Origin of the sequence: Streptomyces sp. NPDC056835 (assembly GCF_042789485.1) — a bacterium.
Taxonomy (GTDB): domain Bacteria; phylum Actinomycetota; class Actinomycetes; order Streptomycetales; family Streptomycetaceae; genus Streptomyces.
The window spans coordinates 117451-139592 of sequence record NZ_JBHUBB010000011.1 but is presented as its reverse complement, the minus strand read 5'-3'; the positions used below and the strand labels follow the sequence as shown (position 1 = coordinate 139592).

The window sequence follows — 22142 nt, the reverse complement described above, 5'->3', positions numbered from 1 at the left end:
GGCCTACAGCTCCTGGATGCGGATGTTGCGGTACGAGATCACGTCCGTGGTGCCGTGGACCTGAAGCCCGACATAACCGGTGGCGTACCGCCGGCCGTCCGTGCCGGGGTCTCCGGCGCGCTCCGGGTAGAAGGTCTGCCCGCCCACATTGTCGAACTCATTGATCACGACACCGTTGCGCAGGATCGTGAAGTGCTGGTCGACCACGCGAATCTCGTAGTCGTTCCAGGTGCCCTTCGGCGTGACTCCCGCGCCGCCAAGACCCACACGGTCGAAGCCGTAGACCGAGCCGGTCTTGTACATGTCGCCGTCGGGCCTGTCGAGGATCTGGATCTCGTGGCCGTAGTTGATGGCGACCCACTCCGGCCGGGACTCCTCCGGGTGGTCATGGACGTTCGGGAAGCGGACGAAGACACCGCCGTTGGCGTTGCCGTTGCCCGGGGCGTCGTCGCGGAACTGGAGCTTCAGCGAGAAGTCGCCGTACTTGCGCTCCGGGAACCACAGCATGCCCATGCCCGCGACCGTGGTGCTGCTGGTGATGGCACCGTCGCCGGAGAGCGCGAACTTACCGCCTCCGACCTGCTGCCACTTGGCGAGGGACGCCGCCGTGCCGTCGAAGAGATCGCGGTAGCCCTCGGTCTGTCCGGGCTTGCCGATCTTGGACTGCTTGGCGGCCCTGGTGATCTTGTTGAACTCGCGCTGGTCGATGACATTGTCGGCCAGCAGCTTGTCGAGCACCGTGTCGACGTGCTTGAGGAAGAGGGCGTGCGAGCTCCAGTCCTTCTCGTCCTCGATCAGCTCGTTGATCGTGCACCGGTTACGGGTCAGCCGGTTCGGCACGCCCGTGTCGACCGTACCGACGATGACCGTCAACCGCTCGTCGAACTCCGGGCAGTTGGGCGCGGGAACGCCGCCGCCCTGCGCGATGGTGAACGACGCCTGCGCGGCCTGCGAGGTGTTGCCCGCCTTGTCGGTCGCCCGGTACGCGAGGACGTGATAGCCGACCTGGTCGACGATCACGGGCGTCGTGTACGCGAGATACGGGCCGCCGTCGAGGGAGTACTCGATCTTGTCCACTCCGGATTCGGAGTCGGTCGCGGTGACGGTCGCCTTGGCGCTGGTGATGAACGCGCCGTTGGAGTTCTTGTCACCGGTCACGACCGCACCCGTCACCGGCGGAGTGGTGTCCTTCGCCGGCGCCTCCACGACCGTGAAGTCGACGGACTTCTCGGCCGCCGCGTTGCCCGCCTTGTCGGTCGCGCGGTAGCGAACCTTGTGGGTACCGGTCTCGTGCACCATCACCGGAGCGGTGTACGGCTGCCAGGCATCGGCCCCGAGCGCGTACTCGATGGTGTTGACGCCCGAGCCGGTGTCCGAGGCGGTGACGGTGACCGTGGCCATCGTCAGATAGTTGCCGTCCTCGTCCTTCTCGCCGCTCACGGTCGCCGAGGTCTCCGGCGGGGTCGTGTCATCGGTCGGCGGGGAGACGACCTTGAACGAGACGGACTTCTCCGCCGCCACGTTCCCCGACTGGTCGGTGGCCCGGTATCTGATGGTGTGGTCACCGACCTGGTCGACCACCACCGGAGCGGTGTACGGCTGCCACGGTCCGTCGGCGCCGACCGCGTACTCGGTCGTCGCCACCCCGGAGCCCGCGTCGGTCGCCGTCACCGAGACCGTCGCGGAACCGACGTACGCGCCGTCGGCGTTCTGCTGCCCCTCCACCTTGGCGGCGGTCTCGGGAGCCGTGGTGTCCCCGGGACCGACCTCGGTCACGGTGAGCACACCGGTCATCTGCCCGTGCCCCGGGATGGAGCAGTGGAAGCGGTACTTGCCCGGGGTCAGATTGACCTCGGCCGTGTACTTGCCGCCGTTGGCGTCACTGGGGTTGGCCAGGATGTTCAGCTGGACATCGTTGTTGTACTCGGGATCGGACACGTTGAAGGTCAGCGTGTGCGGCATCCCGGTGGTGTTGCCGGTGGCCGCGCTGTTCTCGAAGACGATCGTGGTCGGCCCGGCCAGCGCGGTGGTCGGGAAAGACAGGTACTTGTCGATGGGGTCGCCGGCCGTCCAGGTCAGCACCTGGGCCGCGGCCGCCTTCCCGCCGTCCGTACGGTCGTCGCCACGCCCGTACGCCGCCGTCGAGGTCAGCCCCAGCACCATCAGGAACGCACCCACCAGGGCCGTCCACAGGCGTAGAGGCCGATGCCTCAGGGGAGATCGGTGTCTCACTGCGCCGCCTTCCTGACGAGGTTGTCGGCGGCCGGTGTCGCCGCGCCGCCCTTGTACGTCACGCGCCACAGCGCGGACTGGTTGTCCGAGGTGAAGAAGCCCCGCCCGTAGTCCAGGACATAGAGCGAGCCGTCCGGGGCGAACTTCCAGTCCATCAGGTTGCGGATACCGCCCTGACCGACCGGAATGATCTTCTTCAGCGACTCCGCCGTCACCGGCAGACCGCCCTTGCCGACGGTCTTCGGGTCCGTCACCACCGCGTGGCGCGGGCTGTCCGCGGCGTCGTAGAAGTCACCCACGAACCACTTGCCGTCCCAGTACTCCGGCCACTTCTCGGTGCTGGCGCTCTGCGCGTCGTACCGGTAGAGCGGGCCGTTCATGGTGGCCTGGCCGCCGCCCTTGAGCCACGGCAGGAGGTACTTGGCCTCCTCCGGCTTGTAGCTGGGCACGCCGTTGGCGTCGCGCGGGTAGTCCGGGGCGCCGCCCTGGGGCGAGTACCAGATGGTGTTGCCCGTGACGGGAGGCAGGTTCACCAGGCCGTCGTTGTTGGGCGACTCGTTCTTCGGCGCGGCACAGTTGTACCAGCCGAGCGGCTTGGACGGGTCGGGCAGATTACGGTCCCGGTAGGGCTGGTTGTTGCCCATGCAGAACGGCCAGCCGTGGTTGCCCGCCTTGGTGATCGCGGCGAAGGTGTCGTACTTCGCCGGGCCCCAGACGGTGGACGGCGAACCGGCGTCCGGGCCGACCCAGCCCGCGTACAGCGTGTCGGTCTTCTTGTCGATGGAGATACGTGCCGGGTTGCGCACGCCCATCACATAGATCTCGCCACGGGTCTTGCCGCCGCCCTCGGCCTCCTCCTTGCCCGTGAAGAGGTTCCCCTCGGGCAGCGTGTACGTGGCGTTGGACTCGGGGTGGATACGGAGGATCTTGCCGTTCAGGTTGTTGGTGTTGCCCGCGGTGCGGCGCGCGTCCGCGAAGGAGACGCCCTTGTAGTTCGGCTGCGGGTTGTTGCCCGAGTAACCGTCGCTGAATCCGGACGAGTTGTTGTCGCCGGTCGCGATGTAGAGGTTGCCCTTCGAGTCCCAGGCCATACCGCCGCCGGCGTGGCAGCAGCTGTTCACCTGCACCGGCCACTTCAGCAGGACCTTCTCGGAGGCGAGATCCAGCTTGTTGGTCGCCAGGTCCAGCGTGAAGCGGGAGACGCGGCGTTCCGCCATCCGGGTGTCACGGTTGAGCTGGGAGTGCGGGGTGTAGTGCAGATACACATAGCCGTTGGTCTCGAAGGCGGGGTCCAGCTCAATACCGAGCAGCCCCTCCTCGACCTTGATCAGCTCATCGCCGCCGCCCTTGTTCCCGAAGATCGTCAGCGCGCCCGCGAGCGTCACCTTCTTCGTCTTCGGGTCATAGACATGGATCTGGCCCAGACCCTTGCCGATGTTCGGGTCGGCCCAGTCGGTCACCACGGGGGCGCTGTTGTCGCCACCGCCGCGGCCGATGTACAGCACGCGGCCGTCGGGCGCCGCGACCAGGCCGTGCGGCTCGCCGATCTGGTCCTGCTGGCCCGCCTGGTTCGCCTGAGTGACGCGCTCCGCCTTGTAGTTGGAGTCGATCGTCGCCTTGCAGTCGGCGGGGGAGATACGGGTGGTCCACTGGAGCGCGCCGCGCAGATGGGTGCGGAAGTCGGTCTCGGCGTACGAGTCGGCCGTACCGCCCATCCCGGTGTAGAAGGACCTGCCGCCGTCGTAGTCACGGCACCAGGAGATCGGGTGGTCGGCGCCGTTGGCACCCGTGCCGGGCTTGTAGCTGGCCTCCCTGACGCGGGCGACCGTATGCACCTTGCCGGTCGGGTTGGTGGCCCAGTTGAGCCACTTGTCCGGCCGCTTCCACTCCAGCGGCAGGCTCTTGGTGGCCGGGTTGACGCGGTCGCCGACCTCGACCGTCGCGCGCTGGACGGTGGTGGGACTGGTCGTGGGACGCGCTCCGATCAGCCCGGTGAACCAGTCGGAGTACGGCTCGGTACGGGCCGCGTCATGAAGGCCGAGGAAGCCGCCACCGGCCTCCACATAGGCTTCGAGGCCCGCCTCCTGATCGGGGTCGAGCACATCGCCGCCGCCCGTGAGGAAGACGACCGCGTTGAACTTGCCGAGCCTCGTCGCGTTGGTGAAGACCGAAGCGTCGTCCGTGGCCTCGGTCTTGAAGCGTCCGGCCGCGGGTCCCGTCAGACCGATCGTCTCGATCGCCTCGATACCGGCGTTGACGACCGGCGACTCCGCGGTGGCCGAGGCGTGGAAGACCAGGACCTTGACGTTCTCGCCGCCGGGCGGCGACGGAAGAGACAACGTTGTCGACGGCGGCTCCGGGTACGGCTTGGCCGTGGCGGCGGTGCCGCCGAGCAGGGACGCCGCCATGGTTCCGGCCACCAGGGCCGCGGCCATTCCGCGCCTGGATCTTGACCGGTGATGTGGTGCGCGCTGCATGTGTTCACCCACCCCTCTTTGGTCACAGCAACAGCGCCTGAAGCTAGACCTCTTTCGTCAGTTCGCCAATAGGTACGACCGCAATCCCACCAACTTTGTCCTGAGTGTGGATAAACGAAGATCACTGGTCTACCGTGTGGCCGTCCCCGGGGCCTCATGTGCCCCGTGAATATCCGTACGGCACTGGGGAGTTCGGTATGGCCATGGACAGACGGAGCTTCAATCGGCGGCTGTTGGCGGGAGGCGCGGTCGCCGCGACGGGGGCGACATCGTTGTCGTTGGCCTCGGCCCCCGCGGCCACTTCGGCGCCCTCGGCGGTGACTCCGCCCAGAACCGCACCGGCGGGCGGTCAGGTACGTCATCTCAAGCTGTACGCCGAGACCTTGCCGAACGGTCAGATGGGCTACGGCCTGGAGAAGGGCAAGGCGAGCGTCCCGGGCCCGCTGATCGAGATCACGGAGGGGGACACCCTCCATATCGAGTTCGAGAACACGACGGATGTGGCGGCCAGCCTCCATGTCCACGGCGTGGACTACGACATCGCCAGCGACGGCACCAGGATGAGTAAGAGCCATGTGGAGCCCGGCGGTACGCGTACGTACACCTGGCGCACCCATGTGCCCGGCAGGCGCGCGGACGGCACCTACCGGCCGGGCAGCGCGGGGTACTGGCACTACCACGACCATGTCGTCGGCACGGATCACGGCACGGGCGGTATCAGGAAGGGCCTCTACGGTCCGGTGGTTGTCCGCAGGAAGGGTGACATCCTCCCGGACAAGCAGTTCACGATCGTCTTCAACGACATGACGATCAACAACAAGCCGGGTGCGGAGAGCCCCAACTTCGAGGCCACGGTGGGGGATCGCGTCGAGATCATCATGATCACGCACGGCGAGTTCTATCACACGTTCCATATGCACGGTCATCGCTGGGCGGACAACAGAACGGGCCTGCTCACCGGCCCGGACGACCCCAGCCGTGTGATCGACAACAAGATCACCGGCCCGGCGGACTCCTTCGGCTTCCAGATCATCGCGGGCGAACTCGTGGGCGCGGGTGCCTGGATGTACCACTGCCATGTCCAGAGCCACTCGGACATGGGGATGGCCGGCCTGTTCCTGGTGGCGAAGCCGGACGGCACGATCCCGGGGTACGAGCCGCACCATCCGGATCACCCGATGGGGGCGGGGGAAATGAAGGGGTCGGAGTCGGGATCGGAGCAGGGATCGGAGCATTCGGGGCATTAGGGAGTGCGGGGGTGTGGGGTGGGGCGGCGTGGCGGGGCCCGAGGGGGCAACTGCCGGTCAGGACCGAGGGGTAGTCGGGCTCACCCGGAGGGTGTGGTGTCGGGTGGGGGCCGCCCCTGAGGTTTCAGTTTCGCGGTTGCGGGTTGGGCGTCAAGGGCGCTCCTGCGTCGCGTCGGCTGCGCCGATTCCGCTGCGCTCCACCCTGGACACCCACCCCTCCACCGCAAGTGCGGCTTCGAGGGGGGTCGGCCCCGGGGGGAGGGGTCCCGGGAGCCGCTCCCTTGTTCCGGGGGCCGGTTGCCGACCGCAGGTCCGGGGGCCCTGCGGGGCTGCGCACCAGTGGTGTGGGGCCGGCCCGGCCCCGGCTCGGCGACTTGCCCCCGTGGCGGGCCGGGATTCATGCCCCGCTGATGACGGTGTGTGGGTGGTGGGGTGGGTGTGACGGGGGAGTTGGTGAGTGGGCTCCTGAGAGTCCGTGATGTGTCGTGGAGCCCGGTTAACTGGCCGCAGGACGCATCACCGGTCCGAGGACCCTCCGAAAGGCTCACTAAACTGGGACATAGGGGGCGGGTTGCAGGTCTCGTCCGCCTTGGGCTACAGGAGCGGCCGACAGCGGACCCTCACCAGCGGGGCATGAAGCCCAACTACCCACCCACACCTGCCCGCTGAACCGGGGCCGGGCCGAAGCGTTGTGAAGATGATCTCGGCTGGGCAGACCCGGAGCCCCGAACGGGGCCGGTTCAGGAGAAGGACGGCGCCAGAGGAGAATGACTCAGGAGGCGGACGGCTCGATCTCCCCCGCGAAGACGATGACCTGGTCGATGAGGCTCCGCCGCAGATGGACGACGTCCGTTCCCGCCAGGCGGGGGCCTCCGTCCGGCGTCGTGAAGACCCACTGGTACCGGGCCCACTCGTCCGGCATGTCCACCGCCGAACAGCGCACCATCGTGCCGGTCCCCGCGGGGTGGCGCCGGATGTCCAGCACGAACCGCTCGACCGCCTCGATCCCCTCACTGCGGCCCAACGGTCCCCAGAAGACCACGTCCGAGGTGAGGGCCTGGGAGAGCAGCGCAGTCACATAGCTGTCGTCCGAGGCGTTGAACGCGGAGATGAACGTGTCGATCGCGGACCGCGCGGTTTCTTCCTGCATGCACCAGTAATACCAGTTGCCTCGCGGACCGCGCTCGTCCCGCGAGCCGTCTCCCGACCACGGTGAACCATCCCGGTCACAGGACTGGCCCTCCGGCCCACCCCGACTACCCCTCGGTCCTCACCCGCGCCGTGTCACCGCGTCGGCCGGGGCGGTGTTCACCGCCGGGGTGGTCGGGTCCCCCCTCTTCCGCCAGCCGCTGCTGCTCCTCCTCCACGATCCTGCGCGCGAGGTCGCGGTCCGAGATGTCGATCGCGTCGGGTGCGGCGTCTGCCAGGTCGCTGCGTCGTGCGTACGCGTCGAACAGGCGGCTTTTGTTCGCGAGGATGTCCAGCAGGCGCTGGTCCACACTGTCCACCGCGAGCAGTCGGTGGACCTGCACCGGACGGACCTGTCCCATCCGGTGGGCGCGGGCCACCGCCTGGTGTTCCAGGGTGGGTTTGACCTGTGGTTCGCAGAGGATGACCACCGACGCGGCCTGCATGTTGAGCCCGATGCCGCCCGCCTGGATCTGGCTCAGCAGCACGGCGTGGCCCGGAGCGGCGGTGAAGCTGTCGACAATCCCCTGGCGGCGCGCCGCCGGTACGTCGCCGGAGAGCGGGCCGAACGCCCCCTCGCCCAGGGCCGTTCGGACCGTGGCGAGGACATCTTGAAAGTACGAGAAGACAACGACCTTCAGTTCGTTCTCCGCCGCCTCGGCCACCAGCTCACGCAGCCGCCCGAGTTTCGCCGATGTCTCCGGGCGGGCGTACGCGGCCCGGCGCATCCGCATGAAGTGCCCGGAGGCCACGGCCTCCCGGTAGGCCGCCAGATCCCCGGCGCTCAGCTCCTCCCACTCGTCGACCTGGACCAGCGCGGGCAGCTCGGCGAGGACGTCCTGCTGGTTGCGGCGCAGATACGCGGGGGCCACCGCGCGGCGGAAGGCATGGGAGCCCGCGACCGCGTCGATTCCCTCGACAGCCGGGGCCAGTTCGGGCTGGAGGCGCTGGATCAGGCTGCGGAACTCCGCGACCCGGTTCTCCATCGGCGTACCCGTCATGAACAGGACGTGCTCGGCCTGTGCCGTCCAGCCGGAGAGGGCACGGGATCTGCGGGTGTCCGGGTTCTTCACGTAGTGAGCCTCATCGACCACCAGCATCCGGGGCTCCCGGGGCAGCGGCTTCACGGCCCCGGCCGGCGGTTCCGCGTCCCCGGCCAGTGGCAGCGTATGCAGGGAGTCGAAGGTGGTGACGGCGACGCCGCCCCGCTCGCGCCACTCCGTGAACGCCTCCCGCCGCTCCGGGCCGTGCACCGGAACCGCCCGCAGCGTGCTCCTGGCGCGGATCTCCCGGGTCCAGTTGATCAGCACACTGTTGGGGCACACCACCATGAAGTGCGTGCCGCCGCGCGCCGCGAGATGCGCGAGCGCGGCGATGGCCTGCACCGTCTTGCCGAGCCCCATCTCGTCGCCGATGATCACCCGCCGCTGGCTCAGCGCGAAGCGCGCCCCGAACGACTGGTAGCCGCGCAGCGACACTCGCAGTCTGGTGTCGTCCAGTTGCTGGGCCCGTACCCGCCCCGCGATCTCGGACGGCATGAACCCCTCGGACGCGGCGACGTCGGGAGCGCTGCCCGTGGTCTCCGCGAGCACGCTGTAGTACTCGGCCGAGCGCAGCTCGAAGTCGACCCAGCACTCGATGTCCGAGGCCGGCTCCCGCAGCAGATCCACCGAGATCTGCGCGAGCAGCAGCGGTACATCCGCTTCCGCGGCCTCGTCGACCCGCTGCCGGATCCGGCCGACCGCGCCGAGGGCCCGCTCCCGCCGGTCCCGTCCCGCGAGAGCCATACGCAGCCGGCCGCGCGTGGGCTCGGCTTCCGGCAGCAGTGCGCGCAGCTCCGTGGTGATCCGCTCGGCGGAGTCATGCGCGCGCCGGAGCCCCGGTCCCGCCTCGACCAGCCGGTGCAGAGCGCTCACCAGCGCCGTGGTGCGTGGCTCGGGGCGGTCTATGTCGATGCGTACGGAGACGGTTTCCCCGACGGCCTCGGCGATCCGGGTGGCGGCGGCCACCGCCTGGTCGGCGGTGTGTCCACCGACGCCGGGCAGTTGGCGCAGGGCGTGCCGGCCCGCCTCGTACACCTCGCCCACGGAGGTGAAACCGGCCTGTTCGAGCGCGCCGAGCCGTAACCGGCCGGCGGTGACGTCCCTCAGCCGGGAGACCGGGATGGCGGCGAGTTCCGCGCCCGTCAGCTCCCGCTGGAGCGGACGGTAGACGTCCCGTACGGCGGTGACGGCCCGGTCGTGGTCGTCGAGCAGCCGCTGCGCGCCGTCGAGCAGCGACATCGCCGCGTCGAGCACGGCCGCCGCTTTTCGTCCCGCGGGCACCGGAGCGCGTCCCGGCGTGGTTCCCGCACCTCTCATACGCCGCTCCACCCGACACCCCATACCGGACTGACCCGCTCTGTCCGCACCTGACCGGCTCATATGCTCCCACGCCCACCGGACGTAACGCTCCGGCCCGGCCCAGGCAGGCCATCAAAACTAAACGAACGATCGTGCTAGCATTTTCCCATTCGCCGGCCGATCAAGGAGATCCGAGCCATGTCACCCATGACCGCGCTCGTCCAGACCGTCTCTCGTACCGCCCTGCGCACCGCCCTTAACACCACCTCGTTCCTCGCCCCCCGGCTGGCCGGACGCGCCGCCTTCGCCGTCTCTCTCCGTCCCGCCGGCCGCAGCCGTATCCGCCAGTCGCCGCCGCTGTGGACTTCGTACGTCAGCGGCGGCAGCGGCAGCCCGCTTTGGAGCCACGGATCGAGCCGGTCGTGCGGGACGCCGCTCCGCGCCCCGGATCAGCCGTCCTCTGACGCGGCCGTCCCTGACGTCCGTACGGCGTCCCTCCCGAAGTCAGGGCTCTCCGGCAGGGCGGCCGGGTCGGTCGCGGCGGCGCGCAGCCGGTTCAGGATGCCCCGGGCCGCCCTCTCGTACGCGACCCCGTCGCCGTGCAGTACGGACTTGGCGTTGGCCGCCTCCATCAGCGCGATGACCTCGAACGCCAGCTGCGGCACGTCCAGTTCAGCCCCGAATCCACCCGCGAGACGTGCCTTCTCGATGGTGCGCTCCACATAACTCACCCAGTCGTCCAGGGAAGTGGCGATCGCGTCGTGCACCGGACCGCTGCGCGCGTCGAATTCGGCGGCGACGGCGTAGAAGAAGCAACCGCCGGAGAAGACCCGGGTCGAGGAGTACGTCAGCCAGTTGCGGCACAGCGCCCACACCCGCCCGGCGCCCGGGGGCAGCTCGCGCGTCGGGCGGACGACATGCGTGGTGTAGACATCGGTGGCTGCCCGTACCGTCGCCAGCTGAAGTTCCTCCTTCGAGCCGAAGAGGGCGAAGACGCCGCTCTTGCTCAGCTTCAGCTCAGTGGCGATACGGCCGAGGGAGAGCCCTTCCAGCCCCTCGACCGACGCGATGTCCATCGTGCGGTCGAGCACCAGCCGCCGGGTCTGATTGCCGCGCTCGACGCGCCCGTCGGTACCGCGTCCGTCGGTACCGCGTCCGGTGTGGCCGCCCGTACGGATCCGCGTATGTCCGTCGCCGCGTGTGCCGCTCATTCCCCCACTCTACTGAACGCACGATCGTGCGGCCTCCTGTCGGGCCCGGCAGCACATGCGGGGGCGCCACGCCGGGAGGAAACTCGGAGGGAAGGAAGGGCTATGGGATCCCATGAAGGAGCGCGCCATGGTCAGTACCCCGTTTGTCACTGGCTCCCCGGTGTGGATCGACCTCGGCACCCCCGATATCGAGGGCGCGGCCGCCTTCTACAAAGGCATATTCGGCTGGGACTTCGTCTCCGCCGGCCCCGACGCGGGCGGCTACGGCCTGCTCCAGCTGAACGGGAGGACAGCGGCCGGTGTCATGCCCGTGGAGCCCGGCCAGGCACCGCCTGCCTGGTCCCTGTACTTCCAGACGCCCAACGCCGACGCCACGGCCAAGTCCGTTCAGCAGGGCGGCGGTTCCGTTGTCTTCGAGCCGATGGACGTGATGGACCTCGGCAGGATGGCGGTCTTCACCGATCCGTCGGGCGCGGGCTTCTCGGTCTGGCAGCCGGGCAGGAACAAGGGCATGGACGCCGTCAACGAGCCGGGCAGTTTCTGCTGGGGCGAGCTGTACACCCCGGACGAGGACGCCGCGTACCGCTTCTACAACTCGGTCTTCGGCTGGGAGACCACCAGCATGCCGATGCCGGACGGAAGCGGCAGCTATCGGATGGTGAACCCGGCGGGCCAGGGCGCCGAGGGGATGTTCGGCGGCTTCGTGCCGCTCGGCACCGACCCGGCGGAGTCCGACACGGGGCCGCACTGGCTCCTGTACTTTGCGGTCACGGACTGCGACGCTTCTGTGACGACCGCGCGGAAGCTGGGCGGTACGGTCCGGGTCGCGCCGACCGATATCGAAGGCGTCGGGCGGTTCGCGAAGCTCGCCGATCCCTCGGGGACTCGGTTCGCGCTGATGCAGGGCGTGGACCGGGCCGGCTGACGGCGGCGCGGGGAGGCCCCCGGTCCTTCATGGGCCGACCGTCCCGTGACCGTCCATCTCGTTGACGGTTCGTCAATCACCTGTTTATCGCGGCCGGGCAGCCTGTCCGACATGCCGATCAACATCACCGACATCACCACCAGCACGAGCGACGCGACCGACCGCAGTGAACACGAACTCTCCTGGCAGGAGAGCGCGTTGTGCGCCCAGACAGGGCCGGAATTCTTCTTCCCCGCCCCCGGCTCCTCCACCCGGGAGGCGAAGCGGCTCTGCGGCGCCTGCGAGGGCCGGGTGGCCTGCCTCCAGTACGCACTCGCCAATGACGAGCGATTCGGCGTCTGGGGCGGTCTCTCGGAGAAGGAGCGGCAGAACCTCCGGCGCGACGCGGCCGGTCTTCGCAGCAGCTGAACCGAGCGCGCGAAAGAGCGCGTGAACCGAGCGCGTGAACGAGCGCGTGCACCAAGGGCGTGGACGGAGCGCGTCCGAGTGGATCGTCGCCGCCGCCGAAGATCACGGCGACGGCGACGGCGACGATACGGGCGTGGGCAGCCGCTACGCGGAACCGGTAGGCGGAATCAGCCCGCGGCCGCGGCGCGCGCCGCCATTCGCACCTTGCGCGCGGCGAGCTTCTCGTCGAACTTGCTCGCCTCGCTGTTCAGACCGCCCATGTACATGCCCAGCTCCTCCTGCGCCTTGAGCCCCTCCGGGCCCAGCCCGTCGATGTCCAGGACCTTCAGGTAGCGCAGCACCGGCTGGAGCACATCGTCGTGATGGATCCGCATGTTGTAGATCTCGCCAATGGCCATCTGCGCGGCGGCGCGCTCGAAGCCGGGCATGCCGTGTCCGGGCATCCGGAAGTTGACGACGACATCGCGGACGGACCGCATCGTCAGATCCGGGGCGATCTCGAAGGCGGCGCCCAGCAGATTCCGGTAGAAGACCATGTGCAGGTTCTCGTCCGTGGCGATCCGCGCCAGCATCCGGTCACAGACCGGGTCGCCCGACTGGTGTCCGGTGTTGCGGTGCGAGACCCGGGTCGCCAGCTCCTGGAAGGCGACGTAGGCGACGGAGTGCAGCATGGAGTGGCGGTTGTCGGACTCGAAGCCCTCCGCCATGTGCGCCATCCGGAACTGCTCCAGCTTGTCCGGGTCCACGGCCCGCGAGGTGAGCAGATAGTCCCGCATCACGATGCCGTGCCGGCCCTCTTCCGCGGTCCAGCGGTGCACCCAGGTGCCCCAGGCTCCGTCGCGGCCGAAGAGGCTCGCGATCTCGTGGTGGTAGCTGGGGAGGTTGTCCTCGGTCAGCAGATTGACCACGAGCGCGATCTTGCCTATGTCGGTGACCTTCGACTGCTCGGGGTCCCAGGCTTCGCCGTTCTCGAAGATGCCCGGGAAGTTGCGGCCGTCGGACCAGGGCACGTACTCGTGCGGCATCCAGTCCTTGGCGACTTTGAGATGGCGGTTGAGTTCCTTCTCCACCACCTCTTCCAGGGCGTACAGCAGTCGGGCGTCGGTCCACGCGTCCGAACTGCCGAGGTGGGGAGAGGTGATCGACACGGGGGTACTCCAGGGGGGACGGGAGGTTTACCTACGGGTTCGTAGGTTACGACACCGTAGGTTAAGGCCGCGGTAAGGCGAAGGCCAAGCCCGTCGACGTCGAACATCTCTACGCTCGGTCATGCACGCAGGTCGGAGAGGTCGCGAAGCCGCACAGAGAGACACGTCACGCACCCTTCGAGCTTTTCGTACTCGCTGATGTCGACCGGTACGGGCTCATACCCGAGCCCCGCGAACAGCTCCGCGCTCCGCGGCGCGCTCGCGGCCATCAGCAGTTTTCCGCCGCCGAGCAGCACCACATGAGCGCCCGGCTCCTCGGGCACGGGCAGAAAGCGCGGGAAGACGGTCGGGGTGTCCACCAGTGGCTCGTAGCCGATGACGGTGGAGTCGGGCAGAGCCGTCACCGCGGACTTGAGATGCAGCACGGTACGTACGGGTACGGCGACGACCCGCGCCCCGAGGGGTTCGAAGGCCGCGCGCAGCTGCTGGATGCCCGCCGTGTTCGTCCGGCCGCCCTGCCCCACGTACACGGTGTCGCCGACTTTCAGCACATCCCCGCCGTCGAGCGTGCCCGGCTCCCGTACGCGGTTCACCGAGCAGCCGAGCCGGGCCAACTCCGTTTCCACAGCCGCCGTTTCTGGTCGGCGGGAAAGGGCGCCCGGCCGGCTGACGAGGGCGACGTTCCGGAACATCACGACGGTGTCCTCGATGAACACCCCGTCCGGGCAGTCGTCCGCCGGCGCCACCTCCACCGTCTCCCAGCCGTGTGCGCGCAGCGTCTCGGTGTACCGCTCCCACTGGCGCAGCGCGAGCCCGGTGTCGACGGGGGTGCGTTCGATATGGGTGACCAATCCCTCGGCGAGGCGCGGGCTCGGGCGTCGGATCAGGGCTTTCCTGCTGGGCACGGGTGAGTCTCCAGATCGGTGCGGGGGCCGGACCCGTATGGCTCCGGACCACCCATCATGACCCGGGCTGTGCCCACCGGTCCGGCCCGTGCCCGCCAGTCCGACCTGTGCCCACCGGTCCGGCCCGTGCCCACCGGGCCTTGTGCCCACCGGACCCGGCCCGTGCCCGCTCAGGCCGGCAGAGGTGCCCGCTCCAGCTCCCGGCGCAGATATTCGGCGGTGAAGGACTTGGGGTGCTCCAGCAGCTGCCGCGGAGTGCCCTCGAAGACGATCTCTCCGCCGTGCTTGCCACCGTCCGGACCGAGATCGATCACCCAGTCGGCCCGCTTGACCACATCCATGTTGTGCTCGACGCAGATCACCGAGTTCCCGGCGTCGACCAGCCGGTCCAGCAGCGCGACCAGTGTGTCCACGTCCGCCATGTGCAGCCCGGTGGTCGGCTCGTCGAGTACGTACACACTGCCCGTGCGGTGCAGTTGCGTGGCCAGCTTGATGCGCTGGCGCTCGCCGCCGGAGAGCGAGCTGAGCGGCTGGCCGAGTGTGAGATAGGTCAGCCCGACGTCATTGAGCGTACGCAGCTTGCGCAGCGGCGCCTTGTCCCCGAAGAACTCCATGGCCACCGCCGCCGTCATGTCCAGTACGTCGACGATGGAGCGGCCCTTCACCGTGTGCCGCAGGACCTCGTCGTGGAAGCGCCGGCCCTCGCACGCGTGGCAGGTCGTGGTCACCGGGTCCATGAAGGCGAGATCGGTGTAGATCAGCCCGCGCCCCGAGCACTCCCCGCACGCCCCCGAGGAGTTGAAGCTGAACAGCCCCGGCGCGACCCCGTTCTCCTTGGCGAAGATCTTGCGGACGGTGTCCATGACGCCGAGGTACGAGGCGGGGGTGGAGCGGGACGAGGCGGTGATGGCGCCCTGGTCGATGACGATCGCCTCCGGGTACGCCGCCGTGAACACCTCCGAGATCAGTGTCGACTTGCCGGACCCCGCCACCCCGGTCACGGCCGTGAGCACGCCGGTCGGGAACCGTACGTCGACGCCCTTGAGGTTGTGCAGCGCCGCTCCGGTCACCGGAAGCCAGTCGGCGGCGGAGCGGAACGACTCCTTGACGGGTGTACGGCGGCGCAGACAGCGGCCGGTGAGCGTATCGGCCTCCCGGAGCCGGTCCGCCGGGCCCTCGTACACGACCTGGCCGCCGTCCGTCCCGGCCTTCGGGCCCATGTCGACGATATGGTCCGCGATCGCCATCACATCCGGGTCGTGCTCCACCACCAGCACCGTATTGCCCTTGTCGCGCAGCCGTACCAGCAGATCGTTCAGCCGTCCGACGTCGCGCGGATGCAGTCCCACACTCGGCTCGTCGAAGATGAATGTGAGGCCGGTCAGTGAACTCCCCAGATGGCGCACCATCTTGAGCCGCTGGCCCTCGCCGCCGGACAGTGTGGTGGTCTCCCGGTCGAGACTGAGATAGCCGAGCCCGATCCCGACCAGCCGCTCCAGCCGCTCACGGGCGGCCGCCGCGATCGGGGTCGCCACGGGATCGTCTATCCGGCCCAGCACCTCCACCAGATCGGCGACCTCCATGCGGCTGTGATCGGCGATGCTCAGCCCGTCGATCCGGGAGGCGAGCGCGGCCTCGTTGAGGCGCGCCCCGCCGCACGCCTCGCACAGCCGCTCCACCGTGAAGCGTGCCGCCGCCTCCTTGCGCTTCTCGGAGAGACTGGCGGTGTCACGATTGAGGAAGAGCCGGGTGAAGCGGGAGACGATTCCCTCGAACCGCATATCGACCGCGCCCGACTTCACTTCGATCCGGACCTTGAAGTCGCCGCCGTGCAGCAGCAGTTCACGCTCCTCGTCGGTGTACTCGCCGAGCGGCTTCGCCCGGTCGAAACGGCCCGACTCGGCGTACAGATTCCACTCCCAGCTGTTCACCGAGAGCCCAGGCAGCAGCAGCGCGCCCTCGTCGAGCGATTTGGACCAGTCGATCGCCCGGTCGATATCGAGCGCTACCACCCGGCCCACCCCGTCACAGACCGCGCACATCCCCGACGGGTCGTTGAAGGAGTACGCGGTCGCCGTTCCCGCGCTCGGCACGCCATGGCGCGAGAACAGCACCCGTATCACCGAGTAGATGTCCGTCATCGTGCCGACCGTGGAGCGGACGTTGCCGCCGATCGGCTTCTGGTCGACGACGACCGCCACCGAGAGATCATCGATCCCGTCGACCTGCGGGCGCTCGTACTTCGGCAGGAAGCTTCTGATGAACGAGCTGAAGGTCTCGTTCAGTTGGCGCTGTGACTCCACCGCGACGGTGTCGAAGACGATCGACGATTTGCCCGATCCCGACACCCCGGTGAAGACGGTGATCTTGCCCTTCGGAATGGTCAGGGACACATCCCGGAGGTTGTTCTCACGGGCTCCCGTGATGGTGATGTTCTGAGGCATGCCCCGACGCTAACCGGGAATCCCGACACCTTCTGTCGAGTTTCCGCGTCGAGCGGCGGCGGGCGGCGGGCGGCGGGCGGCGGGCGGCGGGCAGCGGGCGGGCAGCGGGCTCAGCAGGCGTCGCGCAGCAGCTCGGTCAGATCGTGGTCGAGATCCAGATAGAGATGTTCGCGGCCGGCCGGCACGAGATCCTGCGAGCGCTCCAGGAAACGCCGCAGCTCGGAGGTGCGCAGATGAACCATGGCGGTGCCCTCGGGAGCGTGGAACTCCAGCACCGTACGGCCGTAGCCGAAGGGCCGCACCCGTACGTCCCCGACCCCGACGGGCTCGGTCATGCCCGTCGCCAGCAGCTCGCGGGAGAACTCCCAGGTCACCTCGGTGCCCTCCAGCGTCGCCGGGGGCGGGAACGCCATCCGTACGGCGAAGGGGTCCGCCCGGTCGTAGCGCAGGGTCGCGGGTACGGTCTCCAGCCGGGGAATGGACGCGACCAGCCGGGCCTGTACGGCCTGTTCAATGACGAGCGTCATGGACTGCTCCCCTTCGTCGGACCTGGATGAGGTCTTCTTCTATGGGAAAGACGGTGGAGCGCCTCGATACGTGCTCCAAAACGGGAGTGAGCTGTGTCACCGTGCCCGCCGACGGCCTCCGCCATGGCGTGATTCCGACCCCGGACGGGCGCACCCAATCTGGGACGTCGACCCGGCCGCCGCCTCCGCCGCACGCAACCGCATCGCGGCCGACGGAAGCCGTCGCTTCGTCGCCGTCTAGGGTCGGCTGCCGTCCCTTGGCGGGCGGACATTCCCGGTCACGGCACTACTGTGTGATGACCATGAAGACGTTCAGAACGCCCGGCGACGAGATCGAGGCCCGTGCCATCCAGGACGAGCTGCGCGGCCTGGTCGTACGGGACGAGCCGGGGCCGCCGCCCGGAACCGGGCTGGTGACCGGGGTGGACGTGGCGTACGACGACGAGCGGGATGTCGTCGCCGCCGCGGCCGTCGTGCTCGACGCCGCCACCCTCGCCGTCGTCGAGGAGGCCACCGCCGTCGGCACGGTCGCCTTCCCGTACGTACCCGGACTGCTGGCCTTCCGGGAGATCCCCACCGTCCTGGCCGCTCTCGAAGCGCTCACCTCGGAGCCCGGTCTCGTCGTGTGCGACGGATACGGCCTGGCTCATCCGCGGCGCTTCGGGCTCGCCGCGCATCTCGGGGTGCTCACCGGCCTCCCGGTGATCGGCGTGGCCAAGAACCCGTTCACCTTCTCGTACGAACAGCCGGGCAGCCGGCGCGGCGACTCCTCGCCGCTGCTGGCCGACGACGGCGAGGAGGTGGGGCGGGCGCTGCGCACACAGGAGGGCGTCAAACCGGTGTTCGTCTCGGTCGGCCACCGCGTCGGCCTCGCCAACGCCTGCGCCCACACCCTGCGGCTGGCGCCCGACTACCGCCTCCCGGAGTCCACCCGGCGGGCCGACGCGCTCTGTCGCCGCGCGCTGCGCGAGGCGACCCGCTAGGTCCTGTCGACCCGCTAGGTTCTGTCCGCTCCACCGGGCGGGCTTCAGCCGGCCGGATCCAGCTCGCGCGCGTCCACGATCCTGAACCCCAGCCCCGCCGCCCGCAGCCGCCCCAGCAGCGCGTCGCCCATCGCCACCGCCGGGGTCACCTGCCCGGCGGTGGCGGGCAACTCGTCCAGGGCGAGCGAGAGCGCCGACTCGGCCAGCATCTTCGCCGACTCGTCATAGCCGGGGTCGCCGCCCGAGACCTCGGTGAAGACCCGTTGTCCGCCACCCGTGCCCACCAGGCGCAGCGAGAAGCTGCTCGCTCGCCTGCGTTCGAGGTCCGGGCCGCTGCCCGGCTCGAAGCGCCGCGTCAACCACTCCCGGAACGGGGGCAGTTGGGCCAGCGCGACGCCCACCCCGGCCGCCGCGCTGCCGCCCAGCGCCACCGGCAGTGTCTTCACCCCGGCGAAGTACCGGTAACGGAAATCGGGGCCGTAGCGCGGCAGCGCCGCCGCCGAGCGCGCCACCACCTGTGCGTCGAGCGTCGGCAGCGGCAGCGCCCAGTACCCGGTCTCCCGGCTGAAGTGCGGTGCGCCGAGCGATCCGCGCACGCGGCGGTCGACCTGCCTCGGCTCGTACAGCCGCCGCTCCCGGGCGGCGTGCAGCAGCTGCCGGCCACGGCTCATGGCCGTCATCGCGGAAGCGAGTGTTCCGCCGGAGAAGAGGGCGTTGGAGCGTACGAACGCGTCCACGCGCAGCGGTACGTCCTCCGGCAGCCGCTGGACGGTGAGGTACGCGCCCAGATCGCTGGGGACCGCGTCGAAGCCGCAGGCGTGCACGAGCCGTGCCCCGGTCTCCCGGGCGCGGATGTCGTAACGCAGAAACATCCGGTCCAGGAACTCGGCCTCGCCGCACAGATCGGCGTAGTCGGTCCCCGCCTCCGCGCACGCCGCGACAAGCCCCTCGCCGTACCGGAGATACGGTCCGACGGTCGACGCGACGACCCGGGCGGACTCGGCGAGGGCTCGCAGCGAATCGGGGTCCGCCGAGTCGGCCCGCAGCACGGGGAGCACGGCGCAGCCAGGATTGAGCGCGGTGAGCCGTTCCCGCAGCCGCTCCAGCCGGGCGTGATCGCGCCCGGCGATGGCCCAGCGGCACTTCTCGGGGGCGTGGGCCGCGAGATACTTCGCGGCCAGCGTCCCCACGAAGCCCGTCGCCCCGAAGAGCACGATGTCGTACGGGCGCTCCGTCCCGTTCCTCCTGGCCATTGGCTCCTCCGCCGTTCGCCCGCGCCATTGCCGGTGGCTGAGGCTAGCGTGAGATCTCGTGGAGTGAGCGGGAACGCTCATCGCGGGAACCTGTCCGGTCGGCATAGGCTCGATACAGGCCCTAAGCGCTTGCTCGGGCCGAAGGGTTGTGCGGAGTGGAACACGTTCTTAGCATCGCCGGTGTGACATCAGTTGTGTCACACAGTGCCTGGAGCCAGATGGGAGCCGGATGGCAGCCGCGGGAAATGGTGCGGGAAACGGTGCGGGAAACGGTCCGCTGACGGGCGTACGCGTGGTCGAGCTGGCCGGTATCGGCCCCGGCCCCTTCGCCGCGATGACCCTCGCCGATCTCGGCGCCGATGTCGTACGGGTCGACCGTCCGGGCGGCGCGGGGCTCGGGATCGATCCGGCGTACGACCTGACCAACCGCAACAAGCGGTCCGTACTGATCGACCTCAAGACCGAGGACGGCGCGGCCCGCGTCCTCGATCTGGCCGAGCGCGCCGACGTACTCATCGAGGGGTACCGGCCGGGGGTCGCCGAGCGCCTCGGCGTCGGCCCCCGGGAGTGTCTGGAGCGTAATCCGCGGCTGGTGTACGGGCGGATGACCGGCTGGGGCCAGGACGGTCCGCTCGCCGAACGCGCCGGGCACGACATCGGATACATCGCCGTCACCGGCGCGCTCTCCATGATCGGCACGGCCGGGGAGCCCCCCGCGCTCCCGGCGAACCTGCTCGGCGACTACGCGGGCGGCTCGCTCTATCTGGTCATCGGGATCCTCGCCGCGCTTCAGCACGCGCGTACGCCCGACGGCGCGGGACAGGTCGTGGACGCGGCGATCGTCGACGGCACCGCCCATCTCACCACCATGATCCACGCCATGATGGGCGCGGGCGGCTGGCAGGACCGCCGGGGCGCCAATCTGCTCGACGGGGGCAGTCCGTTCTACGGTTCCTACGAGACCGCCGACGGCGAGTACATGGCGGTCGGCGCGTTGGAGCAGCGGTTCTACAACGAGTTCGTGGAACTGCTCGGCATCGCCGAAGAGCTCCCGCCGCGCAAGGACTTCGGGCGCTGGGACGAACTGCGTGAGGCGGTCGCGGCCCGGTTCAGAACGAAAACGCGCCAGGAGTGGACGGCGGTCTTCGAGGGCTCCGACGCCTGTGTCGCGCCGGTGCTCTCCCTGCGCGAGGCTCCGGCCCACCCGCATCTGGCGGCCCGCGGCACCTTCACCCAGCACGCGGGACTCACCCAGCCCGCCCCCGCGCCGCGGTTCTCCGTCACTCCGGGGTCGGTGCGCCGCGCGCCCGCGCGGCCCGGCGCGGACACCGCCGAGGTGGCCCGCGACTGGGATCTGCCCGTACGCGCCACGGAGGACAGCCAAGGAGGACAGCCGAGTTGAAGCGCCGGATCTTCGCCGCCGAGCACGCGGCGTTCCGCGGTACGACCGAGATCATGAAGGAGATCATCGGCCGCTCGATCCTCTCCTGATCCCCCCTCCTGATCCCCGCCCTCCTGATCCCCACCTCTCCCGGCCCGCACCTCTCCCGGCCCCCACCTCCCCCGATCCCCATCGTTTCGTCCCCCGCCCCATCCCGCTGTCCCGAAAGGCAGTCGCCGTGAGTACCGAAGCGTTCGTCTACGACGCGATCCGCACCCCGCGCGGCCGCGGCAAGGCCAATGGCGCCCTGCACGGCACGAAGCCGATCGATCTCGTCGTCGGACTGATCCATGAGCTGCGCCGCCGCTTCCCCGGACTCGACCCGGCGGCGATCGATGACATCGTCCTCGGTGTGGTGAGCCCGCTCGGCGACCAGGGCTCGGACATCGCCCGGGTCGCGGCCATCGCCGCCGGACTGCCCGACTCCGTCGCCGGCGTCCAGGAGAATCGCTTCTGCGCCTCCGGGCTGGAGGCTGTCAATCTGGCCGCCGCCAAGATCCGCTCCGGCTGGGAGGACCTGATCCTCGCGGGTGGCGTCGAGTCGATGTCGCGGGTGCCGATGGGCTCCGACGGCGGGGCCTGGGCCATGGACCCGATGACCAGCTTCGCCACGGGCTTCGCACCGCAGGGCATCGGCGCCGACCTGATCGCCACCGTCGGCGGCTTCAGCCGGCGCGATGTGGACGAGTTCGCCGCGCTGTCCCAGGAACGGGCGGCCACCGCGTGGAAGGAGGGCCGCTTCGGCCGCTCGGTCGTGCCTGTCCTCGACCGCAACGGGCTCACCGTCCTCGACCACGACGAGCATCCGCGCCCCGGCACCACCGCCGACTCGCTCGCCGCTCTGAAGCCGTCGTTCGCCGGAATCGGTGAAATGGGCGGCTTCGACGCCGTCGTCCTCCAGAAGTACCACTGGGTCGAGAAGATCGACCATGTCCATCACGCGGGCAACTCGTCCGGCATCGTGGACGGTGCGGCCCTGGTCGCCATCGGCTCCCGCGAGACCGGCGAACGTTACGGACTCACGCCCCGCGCCCGGATCGTCTCCGCGGCCGTCTCCGGCTCCGAGCCGACCATCATGCTGACCGGCCCCGCCCCCGCCAGCCGCAAAGCACTCGCCAAGGCCGGACTGACCATCGAGGACATCGACCTCGTGGAGATCAATGAAGCCTTCGCGGCGGTCGTCCTGCGCTTCGTCGGGGAGATGGGTCTCTCGCTGGACAAGGTGAATGTCAACGGCGGTGCCATCGCGTTCGGCCACCCGCTCGGGGCCACCGGCGCGATGATCCTCGGCACCCTCGTGGACGAACTGGAGCGCCAGGACAAGCGGTACGGCCTCGCCACGCTCTGCGTCGGCGGCGGCATGGGGGTCGCCACCATCGTGGAACGCCTCTGACGGCCCGCACGTCCGCCC

The 22142-nt window shown here is 69.5% G+C and carries 16 protein-coding genes; 6 read left to right on the top strand and 10 right to left on the bottom strand.

Features of this window, described 5'->3' with window-relative positions:
- Positions 1–3: 3 nt before the first annotated feature.
- Positions 4–2232, bottom strand: a complete 2229-nt coding sequence (locus tag ACFRMN_RS15050) for an OmpL47-type beta-barrel domain-containing protein (RefSeq protein ID WP_383018821.1) — start codon at positions 2230–2232, stop codon at positions 4–6.
- Positions 2229–4709 carry a ThuA domain-containing protein gene (locus tag ACFRMN_RS15045; RefSeq protein WP_383018818.1) on the bottom strand — a complete coding sequence of 827 codons (2481 nt, stop codon included), beginning with the start codon at positions 4707–4709 and terminating at the stop codon, positions 2229–2231. Before ACFRMN_RS15045 ends, ACFRMN_RS15050 begins: the two co-directional genes overlap by 4 nt.
- 203 nt (positions 4710–4912) lie before the next feature.
- Between ACFRMN_RS15045 and ACFRMN_RS15040 the strand changes: the two genes are divergently transcribed.
- Positions 4913–5956 carry a multicopper oxidase domain-containing protein gene (locus ACFRMN_RS15040; protein WP_383019083.1) on the top strand — a complete coding sequence of 348 codons (1044 nt, stop codon included), beginning with the start codon at positions 4913–4915 and terminating at the stop codon, positions 5954–5956.
- 772 nt (positions 5957–6728) lie between these two features.
- On the opposite strand, the gene ACFRMN_RS15035 is transcribed toward ACFRMN_RS15040, so the two are convergent.
- The 3 genes from ACFRMN_RS15035 to ACFRMN_RS15025 all read right to left on the bottom strand — a co-directional run bounded on the left by ACFRMN_RS15035 (position 6729) and on the right by ACFRMN_RS15025 (position 10697).
- Complete coding sequence (locus ACFRMN_RS15035; protein WP_024757633.1) at positions 6729–7106, bottom strand: nuclear transport factor 2 family protein; 378 nt, start codon at positions 7104–7106, stop codon at positions 6729–6731.
- A 106-nt stretch (positions 7107–7212) separates the two neighbouring features.
- Positions 7213–9504 (bottom strand): DEAD/DEAH box helicase, encoded by a 2292-nt coding sequence (locus tag ACFRMN_RS15030; RefSeq protein WP_383018815.1) that lies wholly within the window; start codon positions 9502–9504, stop codon positions 7213–7215.
- 431 nt (positions 9505–9935) lie between these two features.
- Positions 9936–10697, bottom strand: a complete 762-nt coding sequence (locus ACFRMN_RS15025; protein WP_383018812.1) for a TetR/AcrR family transcriptional regulator — start codon at positions 10695–10697, stop codon at positions 9936–9938.
- A gap of 127 nt (positions 10698–10824) precedes the next feature.
- Between ACFRMN_RS15025 and ACFRMN_RS15020 the strand changes: the two genes are divergently transcribed.
- The gene (locus tag ACFRMN_RS15020) at positions 10825–11622 is read left to right on the top strand and encodes a VOC family protein (RefSeq protein WP_383018809.1); all 798 of its coding nucleotides are present in this window, start codon (positions 10825–10827) and stop codon (positions 11620–11622) included.
- A 111-nt stretch (positions 11623–11733) separates the two neighbouring features.
- On the top strand, positions 11734–12030 hold the full coding sequence (locus ACFRMN_RS15015) for a WhiB family transcriptional regulator (RefSeq protein WP_383018806.1): 297 nt from the start codon (positions 11734–11736) through the stop codon (positions 12028–12030).
- Positions 12031–12197: 167 nt separating this feature from the next.
- Here the strand turns inward: ACFRMN_RS15015 and ACFRMN_RS15010 are convergent, their stop codons facing one another.
- From ACFRMN_RS15010 to ACFRMN_RS14995, 4 genes are all read right to left on the bottom strand, one after another.
- The gene (locus ACFRMN_RS15010; protein WP_383018803.1) at positions 12198–13178 is read right to left on the bottom strand and encodes an acyl-ACP desaturase; all 981 of its coding nucleotides are present in this window, start codon (positions 13176–13178) and stop codon (positions 12198–12200) included.
- Positions 13179–13297: 119 nt separating this feature from the next.
- The gene (gene ddaH / locus ACFRMN_RS15005; RefSeq protein ID WP_383018800.1) at positions 13298–14083 is read right to left on the bottom strand and encodes a dimethylargininase; all 786 of its coding nucleotides are present in this window, start codon (positions 14081–14083) and stop codon (positions 13298–13300) included.
- A gap of 170 nt (positions 14084–14253) precedes the next feature.
- The gene (locus tag ACFRMN_RS15000) at positions 14254–16527 is read right to left on the bottom strand and encodes an ATP-binding cassette domain-containing protein (RefSeq protein WP_383018797.1); all 2274 of its coding nucleotides are present in this window, start codon (positions 16525–16527) and stop codon (positions 14254–14256) included.
- Between the two features lie 110 nt (positions 16528–16637).
- Complete coding sequence (locus ACFRMN_RS14995) at positions 16638–17054, bottom strand: SsgA family sporulation/cell division regulator (protein ID WP_383018794.1); 417 nt, start codon at positions 17052–17054, stop codon at positions 16638–16640.
- Between the two features lie 302 nt (positions 17055–17356).
- Between ACFRMN_RS14995 and ACFRMN_RS14990 the strand changes: the two genes are divergently transcribed.
- Entirely contained in the window at positions 17357–18037 is a 681-nt protein-coding gene (locus ACFRMN_RS14990; protein ID WP_383018792.1) for an endonuclease V, read from the top strand.
- Positions 18038–18081: 44 nt separating this feature from the next.
- On the opposite strand, the gene ACFRMN_RS14985 is transcribed toward ACFRMN_RS14990, so the two are convergent.
- The gene (locus ACFRMN_RS14985; protein WP_383018789.1) at positions 18082–19290 is read right to left on the bottom strand and encodes a saccharopine dehydrogenase family protein; all 1209 of its coding nucleotides are present in this window, start codon (positions 19288–19290) and stop codon (positions 18082–18084) included.
- Positions 19291–19519: 229 nt separating this feature from the next.
- Here ACFRMN_RS14985 and ACFRMN_RS14980 point away from each other — a divergent pair, with 229 nt between their 5' ends.
- Positions 19520–20692, top strand: a complete 1173-nt coding sequence (locus ACFRMN_RS14980; protein WP_383018786.1) for a CaiB/BaiF CoA transferase family protein — start codon at positions 19520–19522, stop codon at positions 20690–20692.
- Positions 20693–20909: 217 nt separating this feature from the next.
- Positions 20910–22124, top strand: coding sequence for an acetyl-CoA C-acetyltransferase (locus ACFRMN_RS14975; RefSeq protein ID WP_383018783.1), 1215 nt, complete (start codon positions 20910–20912; stop codon positions 22122–22124).
- Positions 22125–22142 lie beyond the last annotated feature (18 nt).